10 protein-coding genes and 1 pseudogene are annotated in these 14,390 nt (G+C 33.1%); 8 read left to right on the top strand and 3 right to left on the bottom strand.

The annotated features are described in order from the left end of the window. The first annotated feature begins 118 nt into the window (after nucleotides 1-118). From dnaA to gyrB, 4 genes are all read left to right on the top strand, one after another. Nucleotides 119-1,510, top strand: coding sequence for a chromosomal replication initiator protein DnaA (gene dnaA, locus CJF42_RS02465; RefSeq protein ID WP_095365155.1), 1,392 nt, complete (start codon nucleotides 119-121; stop codon nucleotides 1,508-1,510). Nucleotides 1,511-1,523: 13 nt separating this feature from the next. Continuing rightward, nucleotides 1,524-2,627 (top strand): DNA polymerase III subunit beta, encoded by a 1,104-nt coding sequence (gene dnaN, locus CJF42_RS02460; protein WP_095365154.1) that lies wholly within the window; start codon nucleotides 1,524-1,526, stop codon nucleotides 2,625-2,627. A gap of 61 nt (nucleotides 2,628-2,688) precedes the next feature. Then, entirely contained in the window at nucleotides 2,689-3,783 is a 1,095-nt protein-coding gene (recF, locus tag CJF42_RS02455; RefSeq protein WP_095365153.1) for a DNA replication/repair protein RecF, read from the top strand. 13 nt (nucleotides 3,784-3,796) lie between these two features. Then, nucleotides 3,797-6,223 carry a DNA topoisomerase (ATP-hydrolyzing) subunit B gene (gyrB, locus tag CJF42_RS02450; RefSeq protein ID WP_095365152.1) on the top strand — a complete coding sequence of 809 codons (2,427 nt, stop codon included), beginning with the start codon at nucleotides 3,797-3,799 and terminating at the stop codon, nucleotides 6,221-6,223. Between the two features lie 127 nt (nucleotides 6,224-6,350). On the opposite strand, the pseudogene CJF42_RS02445 reads toward gyrB, so the two are convergent. Further along, nucleotides 6,351-7,231, bottom strand: a pseudogene (locus CJF42_RS02445) (IS1595 family transposase). A 298-nt stretch (nucleotides 7,232-7,529) separates the two neighbouring features. Between CJF42_RS02445 and glyQ the strand changes: the two are divergent. The 3 genes from glyQ (at nucleotide 7,530) to CJF42_RS02430 (ending at nucleotide 11,091) form a co-directional block, all read left to right on the top strand. Then, nucleotides 7,530-8,459: a glycine--tRNA ligase subunit alpha gene (gene glyQ, locus CJF42_RS02440; protein ID WP_095365151.1), complete on the top strand. Its 930-nt coding sequence runs from the start codon at nucleotides 7,530-7,532 to the stop codon at nucleotides 8,457-8,459. Nucleotides 8,460-8,463: 4 nt separating this feature from the next. After that, entirely contained in the window at nucleotides 8,464-10,527 is a 2,064-nt protein-coding gene (gene glyS / locus CJF42_RS02435) for a glycine--tRNA ligase subunit beta (protein ID WP_095365150.1), read from the top strand. A 114-nt stretch (nucleotides 10,528-10,641) separates the two neighbouring features. Continuing rightward, the gene (locus CJF42_RS02430; RefSeq protein WP_095365149.1) at nucleotides 10,642-11,091 is read left to right on the top strand and encodes an early set domain-containing protein; all 450 of its coding nucleotides are present in this window, start codon (nucleotides 10,642-10,644) and stop codon (nucleotides 11,089-11,091) included. A 22-nt stretch (nucleotides 11,092-11,113) separates the two neighbouring features. Here CJF42_RS02430 and tusA read toward each other — a convergent pair whose 3' ends face one another. Then, nucleotides 11,114-11,371, bottom strand: a complete 258-nt coding sequence (gene tusA / locus CJF42_RS02425) for a sulfurtransferase TusA (RefSeq protein WP_095365148.1) — start codon at nucleotides 11,369-11,371, stop codon at nucleotides 11,114-11,116. Nucleotides 11,372-11,435: 64 nt separating this feature from the next. After that, nucleotides 11,436-12,752 carry an HD domain-containing phosphohydrolase gene (locus CJF42_RS02420; protein ID WP_095365147.1) on the bottom strand — a complete coding sequence of 439 codons (1,317 nt, stop codon included), beginning with the start codon at nucleotides 12,750-12,752 and terminating at the stop codon, nucleotides 11,436-11,438. 115 nt (nucleotides 12,753-12,867) lie between these two features. Here CJF42_RS02420 and CJF42_RS02415 point away from each other — a divergent pair, with 115 nt between their 5' ends. Beyond that, nucleotides 12,868-14,346 carry a sensor histidine kinase gene (locus tag CJF42_RS02415; protein ID WP_095365146.1) on the top strand — a complete coding sequence of 493 codons (1,479 nt, stop codon included), beginning with the start codon at nucleotides 12,868-12,870 and terminating at the stop codon, nucleotides 14,344-14,346. Nucleotides 14,347-14,390: the final 44 nt, after the last annotated feature.

Below are 14,390 nucleotides of genomic sequence, written 5' to 3'. Positions count from 1 at the left end.
ATAAATCATTCTTGAACTTGTGGATAAGTCGATTCATAATAACGTGTTTTTATATATTTAGCATAATATTCCATTATTTATTATGACCGGGAATATTTACCGCCTTTAGGAGTTAGCCGTGTATCTGTCTGTTTGGCAAAGTTGTTTATATGTGCTTCAAGATGAATTACCCTCACGACAGTTTAGTATGTGGGTTCGTCCATTACAGGCCGAAAGTACAGAAGATACTTTAACTATATTTGCACCAAATCGTTTTGTATTGGATTGGGTTCGTGATAAATATTTAAATAGAATAAATGAATTATTAATTGAAATTTGTGGTGATGAAGCACCTAAATTACATTTTGGTGTTGGTAGTGGCAGCAAACCTGTTGTTTCAAGTCCTGTTCAACAAGAGCAAGCTGCTGTTGAAACTAAAGGGCCTACAGCAAGTAAACGACCTGTAGCAAAAAAACGTGAAGTAGTTGAACCTGCGCCTAAATCATTTCCAAAAGCCAATATCAAAGATACCTATACCTTTGACAGTTTTGTTGAAGGTAAATCTAATCAGCTAGCTAAAGCGGCCGCAGTGCAAGTTTCTGATAATCCGGGAACAGCTTTTAACCCTGTATTTATTTATGGTGGTACGGGGTTAGGTAAAACACATTTATTACATGCTGTGGGTAATGGTATATTGGCCAATAAACCTGATGCACATATTGTTTATATGCACTCTGAACGTTTTGTTCAAGATATGGTACGTGCATTACAAAATAATGCGATTGAAGAATTTAAGCGTTATTATCGTAGCGTTGATGCGCTATTAATAGATGATATTCAATTTTTTGCTAACAAAGAACGTTCACAAGAAGAGTTTTTTCATACTTTTAATGCTTTATTAGAAGGTAATCAACAAATCATATTGACATCTGATCGTTATCCAAAAGAAATTGATGGCGTTGAAGATAGATTAAAATCACGTTTTGGTTGGGGTTTAACAATTGCAATTGAACCTCCTGAACTTGAGACACGTGTCGCAATATTAATGAAAAAAGCGCAGCAAAGTCAGATAAAGTTACCTGAAGAAGTTGCATTTTTCATTGCTAAACGATTACGGTCGAATGTCCGTGAGCTTGAAGGTGCTTTAAATAGGGTCGTAGCTAATGCCAACTTTACTGGACGTCCAATTACTATCGACTTTGTTAAAGAAGCGCTAAGAGATTTACTCGCTTTACAAGATAAATTAGTAACGATAGATAATATTCAACGTACAGTTGCTGAATATTACCGTATTAGAGTTTCAGACTTATTATCAAAAAGACGTACTCGTTCAATAGCAAGGCCACGACAAGTTGCTATGGCACTTTCTAAAGAGTTAACAAACCATAGTTTACCTGAGATTGGTGATGCTTTTGGCGGGCGAGATCATACAACTGTATTACATGCTTGTCGTAAGATAAAATCACTTCGTGAAGAAACTCATGAAATAAAAGAAGATTATCAAAACTTGATCAGAACACTTTCATCGTAAGGCGAGATTTAAAATGCAAATAACAATTTCAAGAGATCAGTTTCTTAAACCTTTGATGCAAGTATCAGGCGCAATAGAACGTAAACATACATTACCTATATTATCGAATGTATTGTTAGAAGTTAACAATGGTAAATTATCTATGACTGGTACAGATCTAGAAATAGAACTTGTTGCTAGTGTTATTTTAGATCAAAATATTGAAGATCATAAACTGACTTTACCAGCAAAAAAGTTATTAGATATTTGTAAGAGCTTACCAGATGGTTCTGAAATTTCCTTATCTCTAAAAGATAACCAAATTATTTTAAAATCAGGAAAAAGTCGTTTTTCGCTGTCATTTTTGTCAGCTGATGATTTTCCTAATTTAGAAGAGTGGGATGGTGAAGTTGAATTTCAATTAACACGTTTAGAGTTAAGAAAACTACTAGAAAGTACACACTTCTCTATGGCTAACCAAGATGTAAGATACTACCTAAATGGTATGTCTTTTGAAGTTGATAATACTGAGATAAAAACAGTTGCAACTGATGGACACAGGTTAGCATTAGCGCAAAAAATATTACCACAGTCATTGAATACACAAAGACAATTGATCATCCCAAGAAAAGGGGTGCAAGAAATAATGCGTTTAATGAATAGTGATGATGCTTTAGTTACGATTCAGTTTGGTGAAAATCATGTTCGTATTTTAGATCAAGAGTTCGTATTTACGAGTAAACTAGTTGATGGACGTTTTCCAGATTATCGTCGTGTTATTCCTAGAGGTGGTGACAAAATTGTTACAGCTAACAGAGAATGGTTAAAATCTGCATTTGCACGAGTTTCAATATTATCTAATGAGAAGTTTAGAGGTGTAAGATTAAATTTTTCGACTGGTCAATTAAAGATAAGTGCAAATAATCCTGAGCAAGAACAAGCAGAAGAAGTTGTTGAAGTTTCATATGATGGTCCTGATTTGGAAATTGGATTTAATGTTTCTTATGTTTTAGATGTATTGAATACGTTAAAAACTGAAGATGTAAGTTTTACATTACTTGACTCGAACAGCAGCGCATTAGTTGAAGGCTGTGGTGATTCAGAAGCTATGTATGTTGTAATGCCAATGCGACTGTAAATATTATAATCACAGCTAATGAAAAATTTAAAATTAATTATTACTCTATTTATAAGTTAATATGTCTCTAGAAATTTTAACGATTAAAAATTTTAGAAATATCGAAGATTTATCTCTTTTACCTGTGGATGGGATAAATATAATTTATGGAGCTAATGGCAGTGGTAAAACAAGTTTATTAGAATCTATTTATTATTTATCCCATGGTAAATCTTTTCGTACTTCTAAACATAAAAATATAATTAGAAAAAAACAAAATGAATTTATCATTCACGGCAAAAAATCTATAAATAATTTGTCGATTCCAGTAGGTTTGAGTAAAAACCAAGTTGGTGAAATAAATATTAAGATACAAGGAAAACCTTCCCGAAAAATTTCCGAGTTAGCACAACTAATACCAGTGCAAATTATTACTCCTGAAAGTTATTCTTTATTTTTTGGAGGGCCAAAAGAACGTCGTAAATTTTTGGATTTTGGATTGTTTCACGTGGAACATCAGTTCTTTTCTTTATGGCAATCTTTCAATAAAGTACTTAAACAAAGAAACGCATTATTAAAGCAAAAACCTAAAAACTATTATGATGAAATTAGGTTTTGGGATAAAGAATTTGTTAGACTGTCAGTCAGCATAAATAATCTACGTTTATCGTATATAAATAGGTTTAATACGCAGTTTTTTGATAAAATATGTGTTGATTTAGAATTAGTAGAAAATCTAAGCTTAGAATTCAATCCCGGCTGGAAAACGACTACTGAATTAACTGATATTTTATCTGAAAATTTTGAAAGAGATTTAAAACAGGGCTTTACTAGTAAAGGGCCACATAAAGCTGATTTTAGCTTCTCTGTGGATGGTACTAGTGTCGAGAACTACTTTTCTCGCGGGCAACTAAAGCTTTTGTTATATGCATTAAAAGTAACACAAAATAGCCTTATAGAGACTGAAACAAATAAACAGTCAATATTACTAATAGATGATTTACCTTCAGAACTAGGCGAAGATACTCGAGGAAAAGTGGGCAAACTATTAGCTCAGTGTGATTCTCAAATATTTATAACGGCTATTGAATCTGACTGTATTTCTGCTGTGGTGGAGCCAATGAAGCGAAAACTAGAAATGTTCCACGTGAAACATGGCAAACTAATAACAAATTGAGTGGAATTAAAGCATGTCTGAAAATTATGACTCGTCGAGTATAAAAGTACTAAAAGGATTGGATGCTGTTCGTAAGCGTCCAGGAATGTACATTGGTGATACAGATGATGGTTCTGGTTTGCACCATATGGTATTTGAAGTTGTTGATAACTCTATTGATGAAGCCTTAGCAGGTCACTGTGATGATATATATGTAAAAATACACACAGATAATTCAGTATCTGTAAGTGATAATGGCCGTGGAATACCGACAGAAATACATGAAGAAGAAGGTGTTTCTGCTATTGAAGTTATTATGACGGTATTGCATGCCGGTGGTAAATTTGATGATAATTCCTATAAAGTTTCAGGTGGGTTGCACGGTGTAGGTGTATCTGTAGTTAATGCGTTATCAGTTAAATTGAAAGTTACAGTACATCGCGACGGGCATATTCATGAGCAAAATTATACTCATGGTGTACCTGATGCACCTTTAGCTATTGTTGGTGATACAGAAAAAACGGGCACAGAACTACGTTTTTGGCCAAGTGATAAAACATTTACTAATATCAACTTTCATTTCGATATATTAGCAAAACGTTTACGTGAATTATCATTCCTGAACTCAGGTGTGAGCATCATTTTAATAGATGAGCGTGATGAAGATAAACGTGAGCATTTCCAGTATAAAGGTGGTATACAATCATTTGTAGAGTATTTAAATACAAATAAAACACCTGTCCATAAAGAAGTATTTCATTTTGATGCACATCGTATAGAAGACGGAATTACTGTTGAAGTCGCTATGCAATGGAATGATGGATTCCAAGAGAATATTTATTGTTTTACAAATAATATCCCACAAAGAGATGGTGGAACACACTTAGCTGGTTTCCGTGGTGCATTAACGCGTACGTTAAATAACTACATGGAAAAAGAAGGTTTTAATAAAAAAGCAAAAACCACTAGTAATGCAACAGGTGATGATGCTCGTGAAGGTTTAACTGCTGTTGTTTCAGTAAAAGTGCCTGATCCTAAGTTCTCATCTCAAACTAAAGATAAACTCGTTTCATCTGAAGTTAAATCAGCCGTAGAGCAAGCTATGGGGGAAAAATTAGCTGAATATTTACTAGAGCATCCTAGTGAAGCTAAAACAATCGTCATGAAAATTATTGATGCTGCACGTGCACGTGAAGCAGCGCGTAAAGCTCGTGAAATGACCCGTCGTAAAGGCGCTATGGATTTAGCTGGATTACCAGGTAAACTTGCCGACTGTCAGGAAAAAGATCCTGCACTATCTGAACTATATATCGTGGAAGGAGACTCTGCAGGCGGATCTGCTAAGCAGGGCAGAAATCGAAAAAATCAAGCTATTTTACCACTGAAAGGTAAGATACTTAACGTTGAAAAAGCACGTTTTGATAAAATGCTTTCTTCACAAGAAGTTGCTACGCTTATCACAGCATTAGGATGTGGTATTGGTAGAGATGAATACAATCCTGAAAAGCTTCGTTATCAAAATATCATTATCATGACAGATGCTGATGTGGATGGTTCTCACATTCGTACATTATTACTTACTTTCTTTTATCGCCAAATGCCAGAAATAGTTGAGCGTGGCTTTATCTATATTGCGCAACCGCCTTTGTACAAAGTTAAAAAAGGCAAACAAGAAAGATATATTAAAGATGATCCTGCATTAATTGAATATCTAACATCGTTAGCACTTGATGGTTCTTCATTATATGTGAATGATAGTGCTCCAGCTATAAATGGTGTTAGCTTGGAAAACTTAGTTTTAGACTTCCAAAAAACAACAACAGTAATTGAAAGATTATCGCGAAAATATCCATTAACTGTAATACAAAGATTGGTATATCAACCTGCACTTACTGAAAGTGATTTGAAAAATGTAGATGTTGTAACTCAATGGATAGAATCATTTGTTGCCGATTTAATTGAAAAAGATTCTGATGCGACATTATTTACAGCTAAAACAGTTGAAGATACGGAACGTCATTTAATCTTACCTGTTATTACAATTCGTCAGCATGGTATTGATAAAGACCACGTATTTAACTTTGATTTTATAACTTCTACAGATTATTCAAAAATTAAAAAAACAGGCGAACTAGTTGCAAATTTAATTGAAGAAGGTGGTTATATTCAACGTGGTGAGAAGACAAAAGAAGTAACAACTTTTGTCGAAGCATTAGATTGGTTGATGACTGAATCTAAACGAGGCTTATATATACAACGTTATAAAGGACTAGGAGAAATGAATCCAAGTCAGTTATGGGAAACAACGATGGATCCTGAATCTCGTCGTATGTTACAAGTAACAATAGAAGATGCAATTGCAGCAGATCAATTGTTCTCAACTTTAATGGGTGACCATGTTGAACCTCGACGTGAATTCATTGAGAAAAATGCATTAAGAGTTGTTAACTTAGACGTATAAACCAGCTTAGTGGCTTTGATTAAAATCAATAGTGGATAAGATAAATTTAAAAAGAGACTTTTAAGTCTCTTTTTTTAGAGTGTAATTTAATACTTTAAATAAAGTTTTACATGCCTATGTACTATTTTCAGGTTGATTTAAAAGGCATATGAACAATTTAAATTTAACGAGCTGTTAGTTATCTGTTTCTCGACAAATAGACGATTAAAGTGATAACAGAACTCACCGATATATTATTGTAAGTGTTTACCCATTACACCATGAAATATTCCTAACAAAAATGCTTTTAAATTGCTTATGTCAATAAGAACCAAAGGTAACCATTCATCAATCATCTTACTTGAGGTCACCGTAGATTCATGTCCTTGAATTTTATCAATAATATTTAGACCTCTAAATGCGTCAGTTCTTGCATTCTGACCTGTCAATAAATGATGCTTAACAAAGTCATCAACATTTTTTAAATTAACAGAGTTAACAGCTTTCATCACAATAACCCCGGATTTTTTGCTTATTTAAACAAAAAATCAGTACAGGAGTTTTATTTTACGCATCTCTCCCTCTATTACCTTTATGTTTCCCGCAAATAAAGGCAACATCGAGCACTATTGTGCCAGACAACCGATAAAGACTATCATTATTGCCCATAGCAGCTCTTACTTTCTTTAAAATAAGTTGAGCTGTCCTCCAATTGACTTCGATGAGTTTGCTCAATCTTAACGCTGAAATACTTCCTTTATCTGAGTCAATAAAATATAAAGCCCAAAACCATTTGATTAGCGGTAAATTACTATTGTGAAATAGCGTATTTGAAGTGATGGATGCTTGTTTATGACAATGATCACATTCTGTAAGCTGACGACAATGTAGTTCTGTTCCTTTATCGTGAGCACAACGAGGACAAACAAACCCATTTGGCCATTTTAATTGTTTAAGGTGATTAAGACAGTCTTGCTCGGTATTGAATTGTTGTTGCCATGTTAAAAAGCTAGCTTCTGGAGTGTCCATGGGGTTTTCTCTCAAAGTTGGCTGTTTCTACTTTAAGTTTAGACCATCCCTGAGAATGATGCAGAAGCACGTAGTTTTATGGTAATTAATTTACTTAGTATTAGATATAAATATACTATAAAGCTAATCCTATATTACTTGTATTTACTTCCGTAAAAAAGAAGCTTAACTTACATACTCATTTTTCCTATAAATATGCCACTTAGTGACTTCAATAAAGATGCGTAGCAGATTTATTACGGGTATAATTGAAGGAATTTTCTACATTTGACCGCTAAAAGAAACGAATAAATCTACTATGCAAAATACAACACATAATACTAAAACCTTTCAAGGTTTGATCTTGGCATTACAGGAATACTGGGCACAACAAGGATGTGTAATAGCACAACCATTAGATATGCAAGTAGGTGCTGGCACATTTCATCCATTTACATTTTTAAAGTCAATTGGTCCAGAACCAATGGCAAGTGCATATGTTCAACCATGTCGTCGTCCCACTGATGGTCGATATGGTGATAACCCTAATCGCTTACAGCATTATTATCAGTTTCAGGTGGTGATTAAGCCATCACCTGAAAATATTCAACAATTATACTTAGATTCTTTAGCCGTTATCGGAATTGACACTTTAACTGATGAAGTACGTTTTGTTGAAGATAACTGGGAATCACCAACATTAGGTGCTTGGGGTTTAGGTTGGGAATTGTGGTTGAATGGTATGGAAATATCACAGTTTACTTATTTTCAGCAAGTTGGTGGCATAGAGTGTTCTCCTGTTACTGGGGAAATCACTTATGGCCTAGAACGTCTAGCAATGTATATTCAAGGGGTTGATAGTATCTATGACCTTATTTGGACTGATGGTCCTTTAGGAACGGTAACATATGGTGATATATTTCATCAAAATGAAGTCGAACAATCAACTTACAATTTTGAACATGCCGATGTATCAGCATTGTTTGCAGAGTTTGATCACTGTGAAGCAGAGAGCCAAAAATTAATAGCAGCCAATTTACCATTACCTGCATATGAGCAAGTAATGAAAGCATCTCATGCATTTAATTTATTAGACGCACGTCATGCAATATCCGTTACTGAACGACAACGTTATATATTACGTGTAAGAGCCTTATCTAAAGCGTGTGCACAAAGTTATTATGCTGCACGTGAAGCTTTAGATTTCCCACTTTGCAAAAATAAATCTAATATTAAGAAAGGAGCGTAATGATATGACAACTGAAAATTTATTAATTGAAATTGGTACTGAAGAGTTACCTCCAAAATCATTACGTACTTTAGCAGAAGTATTTGCTACTAATATTAAAGCAGAGCTAGCTACTTTAGAGTTGGAAAATTCAGGTGTAACTTGGTATGCATCACCTCGTCGCTTAGGTTTAAAAGTAATTGGTTTAGTGTCAACACAAGCTGATAAGATCGTAGAAAAACGTGGTCCAGCTATAAAGGCTGCATTTGATGCTGATGGTAATGCAACTAAAGCTGCACAAGGTTGGGCACGTGGTTGTGGTATTGATGTTGTTGACGCAGAGCGTTATGAAACAGATAAAGGTGCTTGGTTATTACATAAAGCAAAAGTAACAGGTAAAACAGTAGATACATTATTACCGGATGCAATCAGTAAAGCTTTAGCTAAATTGCCAATTTCAAAACCGATGCGTTGGGGCGATTCGAAAATTCAATTTATTCGCCCAGTTCACACTGTGACAGTAATGTTTGGTAATAAGCTAATTCAAGGTAATATTTTAGGAAAAGATATTAATAATGAATTACAAGGTCATAGGTTTCATCATCCAGAGCGTATTACAATAAACCATGCTGATGATTCTCAAAAAGCTTTAAAATCAGCTTATGTTATTGCTGACTATGAAGAACGTAAAACCCTTATCCGTAAACAAATCGAAAATGTTGCTGCAGAAAATAATGCAGTTGTTGCTATGGACGAAGATTTACTTGAGGAAGTGACTTCTTTAGTTGAATGGCCTGTTACTTTAGTAGCTACCTTTGAAGAGTCATTCTTACAAGTACCAGCTGAAGCATTGATATACACAATGAAAGACGATCAAAAGTACTTTCCATTATTAGATCAAGATGGCAACTTACTTAATAAATTCTTATTTGTTTCAAATATTGAAAGTAAAAATCCAGAGCAAGTTATAAAAGGAAATGAGAAGGTTGTACGACCACGGTTAGCTGATGCACAATTCTTTTTTGAAACTGATAAAAAACAGACATTAGAAAGTCGTTTAGAATCTTTAGATACCGTATTGTTCCAAAAACAGTTGGGGACTTTAAAAAATAAGTCAGAGCGTATATCTAAATTAGCTGCATTTATTGCAACAAAATTAGGCGCTGACGAAACTAAAGCTGCTCGTGCTGGATTATTAAGTAAAACAGACCTAATGACTGAAATGGTAATGGAGTTTACTGATGTGCAAGGTGTAATGGGCATGCATTATGCGCGTTTTGATGGTGAAGATGAGTTGGTTGCTGTTGCACTAAATGAACAATATATGCCGCGTTTTTCTGGTGACAACCTACCCTCAAACAAAATAAGTCAAGCTGTTGCATTAGCAGATAAGTTTGATTCATTAGTGGGAATTTTTGGTATAGGTCAATCGCCTAAAGGTGATAAAGACCCGTTTGCATTACGTCGCGCTGCTATTGGTGCATTAAGGATTATGGTTGAAAAAGAATTAGAGTTAGACATTCTTGATATTGTGGCAAAAGCACAGGAATTATTTGCTGATAAATTAACGAATGAAAATGTATCACAAGATGTATTTGATTTTATGTTAGGTAGATTTAGATCTTGGTATCAAGATAAAGGAATTCAAGTTGACGTTATCCAAGCGGTATTAGTTCGTCGCCCATCTTATCCAATTGACTTTGATCGTCGTGTTAAAGCCGTGAGTCACTTCCGCAGTTTAGAATCTGCAGAGGCATTAGCCGCAGCTAATAAGCGTGTAGGTAATATATTAGCTAAAAATAAACTTGAAGTAGCAGATGAAGTTAATACCACGCTATTATCTGAAAATGCTGAAAAAGTACTTTTTGATACCGTATTATTATTTAAGTCTAAGTTTGAACAACTTGGTCAAGGAAGCTATACAGAGAAGTTAACTCAGTTAGCAGATATCCGTGAATCTGTTGATACTTTCTTTGATAATGTAATGGTGAATGTGGATGATGAAGCTATAAAGTTAAATCGTTTAGCGTTACTTAATCAGCTTAGAAATTTATTTTTAGATATTGCTGATATTTCAGTGCTTCAATAAACCTGATACACAGCTTTATTCATACCGTTTCGTGGTTTTTGAAATGATGAAAAAGCCGGTTTAAAAACCGGCTTTTTATGCGATTATAATAATATTAGGTATTGGGAAATAAAAATGAAAAACATATTACCGCTCATATTTATAGGATCAACCTTAACTGCGTGTTCAAGTATAGAATCCTTTAAAGATAATGAAATTGAAATATCTAATAAGGGTACCCCTATATATTTAAGAGGAAATTTTAATACTTGGGAAGCACAACCTGAATATCAACTAAAGAAAATAAACTCAGATGTACTGCAAACTAAAATTAAACTTTCGACTGCAGGGCAAACATATGAGTTTAAAATTGCAGATGAAAATTGGAGCCAAGGTTTAAATTGTGGTTACTTAAATGAAGATTTAGATCAGTTTTTAGAGTCGGGAATTCCAGTACAGGCTAACTGTAAAAGTATATATAATTACTTTAGTTTTACACCATATGAATCGGGTTGGTATCAGGTCAGTATTAACTTTAGGCAAAAATCAAAACCTTTAGTAACAATCAATAAAGTGTTCGAATAACAAACTTACTGCGTAATTTTGTTTATAGACCTTTTTTTAATAAATAACGAAAAGGCTCATTTTCAATTTCTTGCGCTAATAAAGTATGATCCATAAAGCGACAAAAGCTAGGTATGTCTCTTGTGGTAGATGGATCGTCTGCAACGATTAATAAGGTTTCACCTGCTTGCATTTTTCTTACTGTGCCTCTAATCATCATAACAGGCTCAGGGCAACGTAAACCGATAGCATCTAAAGTATGGTCTGCTTTAATAGTTGGTTTTATAATTAAATCAGTCATGGATTGCACTCATAAAAAAGAGCTGTATTTTAGGCTTAATTCTTAATGAATAAAAGCTGATTTTTTAATTAACTTCACTTGGCGTTTCTTCTGGCATTAAAATGAAAATTAAAAATGTGAAGTCATGCTCAAATTCATATTGTTCCATGCGATCTATTGTAGCCTCAGTTAACTCTGTATGTTTAGTAATAAGCACATTGCCATTGCTATATTTCACATCTTGCGCTATGACCATACCGGGTTTTAACATATCTAAAGTAAAGCAAAACTCAGCATCGCTGCCTGCTGGAATATTATCGAGTAAGTGTTCAAAAGCTAAAACAACATCTTTATCATACTTTTTATCAGCTTGAGATTGGAGTTGCCTTAATGCATCTACTGGTTGCATTTTTTGCGATGTTGCATAACCAGAAATATATATATCGTAGTCACGAATAACAGCTAATATTCTTGAAGCAAGAGGGATCTCTTTCCCTTCTTTTTCCCCTGGGTAGCCATGTCCATCAAATTTTTCATATTGATAACGCAAAGTATCTGAAATATTTTTTAATGATGGCATAACATCTAATATATCTGCACCAATTGTAGCTTGTGTATGCAATTGTAAGAGCTCATCATTACACATTTTAGATTCAGGTTTCTTGAGTAGTGATTCGGGTAAGGATATTTCACCAAGAGCATGTAATTGTGCCGCTAAATATAAATAAGTTAATTCTGTTTTTTTTAACCCCATGTTATGGCCGAGTAAACGGCACTGTTTTGCAACTCGAATATCATGTTCGTGATGATCATGCCTGTGCTCGGCCGATATTAGGGATATCATATCAATAAACTGTTGCAATTGTTTTCTTTGGTTTTTAATTGATTTTTTTAGTTTAGATACTGTCTGATTAAGAGATATTGTTTTTTCATCAACTTTTTTATCTAACTTCTTATTTAAATTCTCTAGATTTAGATTATTAATTTTAAGTTGCTTAGTGAGTTTTTGATTTTCTATTTCTAATTTAAAAGTATGTAATGAATCATTGACAACTTCTTTTAACTGTTTATTATCCCAAGGTTTAGCAACGTAAGCATGAATACCACCATCATTTATTGCTGAAATCGTACTTTGCATATCAGAGTAACCAGAAAGTAAGATTCTTCTCGCTTTGGGTTGGTGTTGTTTTACTTGAGCTAGCACTTTATCACCTGATATTTCAGGCATGCGCATATCACAAATAATAATATGGATAGGGGTCATTTTTATAAATTCGATTGCTTTTGCTGGATTATTAAAAGCAATGATCTCGTATTCTCGTCTGAATATTCTTTCTAGAGATTGTAAAACTTCAACCTCATCATCAACCAAAATAATTCTGGGTTTGAAAACATCTTCCATACTTTGCTTTATCCTAAATTAATTTTTATTTGTCCTAACAATATATATAAAATATATCTATTCTTTATGTCAGTATAGGCATTTTTTTTATCAGTTGAAAAAAATTGGGATACAAATGAAAAAAGAAATATCTAATGAAATTTTAGCTAATAATCTGAAAACAAATAAAAATTTTGAACAATTAACCAATACAAATTTAATGAAAGAAAATAAAATTTTATTAGCTGCAAATAGTGAACTCAAAAAAACATTACAAGAAGAAGTTGAATATGAACAATCAAAACAGCAACAACTAGAGTTTTTAACATATCTAGCAACCGTAACTTTTAGTAAAAATAAAGTAGAGACAATAATACAAAGTTTATTAGAGCTCTGTGCTAGCTTTTTATCTACTAGTTGTAGTTATATTTTTTGTAATGAAAAGTCGAGTTCACCTTTAACAAAAGGTGTCGATAAAGAATTAAATCAAAGAATTAAAAACTCAATAAATGAAATTAATACATTACAAGTAAGACAAAATATCAAAGAAGCTAAAAATGAAACAATATTATTAACGAGTGAAAAATTTTTTAATTCTGAATCTTTAATGGCAAAAAAAATAGAGTATATCGTTGTATTACCTTTATTTTCTTTATTAAATCAAGATCATATAATTGCACTGTTTTTTGAAGATGATAGTAATTTAGATAGTCTTAAATTACAAACATTAGAATCGGGTCGCCACCTTGTTAATATCGCTATCAGAAGAAAGTTGGCAGAAATTAAATTGGATAAAAAATATTCTGAACTATCTAAAATGAATACCTCTTTAAAAAACACACAAAAACAACTCTCTCACTCAGAAAAAATGGCATCGATTGGTCAGCTTGCGGCTGGCATTGCTCATGAAATAAATAATCCTGTGGGATATGTTATGAGCAATATTGAGTCGCTAAAAGATTACATGTCTCAATTTGATAATTTTTTTACTTTATTAATACAAGAAAATAAAGATGTGACTCATACTTCTGATCCAGATAATGAATTAGAATTTTTATTAGAAGATAGTAAAGAAATTATATCTACTTGTGTTGGAGGATTAACTCGGGTTAAAGCAATAGTACAAGACTTAAAAACTTTCTCTCATTCTGGTAGTGAAGAATTTATTTCTTTTAGTTTGAATGATGCGATTGAAACCGTTTTAAATTTAATTTCTTCTGAATTCAAATATGAAAATTGTGATATTAATACTAAGTTAACATCCGATATTCCGGATGTTTTTGGTACTGAAAATCAAGTTGAACAAGTTTTAATGAATATATTAATCAACGCTAAACATGCAATAAATAATGAAAAAGGTGTGATCACTATAGAGACCTTTGCAAATTCTGAATTTGTGTTTTTACATATTACAGATACTGGATGTGGTATGGATGAAAAAACGAAACAAAGACTGTTTGACCCTTTTTTCACAACAAAAGAAGTGGGTGTAGGTACTGGGTTAGGCTTGTCTATTAGTTATAAGATTATTGAGGCGCATAGAGGTTTTATTGAAGTTGAAAGTGAAATAAATAAAGGTACAATTTTTAAAATTAGTTTACCTATACCGGAGTAATTTCAAGTTATTAGAAAGGAAAAAAGGCAAGGGTGATCATAAAG

Source organism: Pseudoalteromonas sp. NBT06-2, from assembly GCF_002276045.1.
In the GTDB taxonomy this organism is placed as follows: domain Bacteria; phylum Pseudomonadota; class Gammaproteobacteria; order Enterobacterales; family Alteromonadaceae; genus Pseudoalteromonas.
Note: the sequence above shows the minus strand (reverse complement) of the source record. Positions and strands in the feature narration are given on the sequence as shown.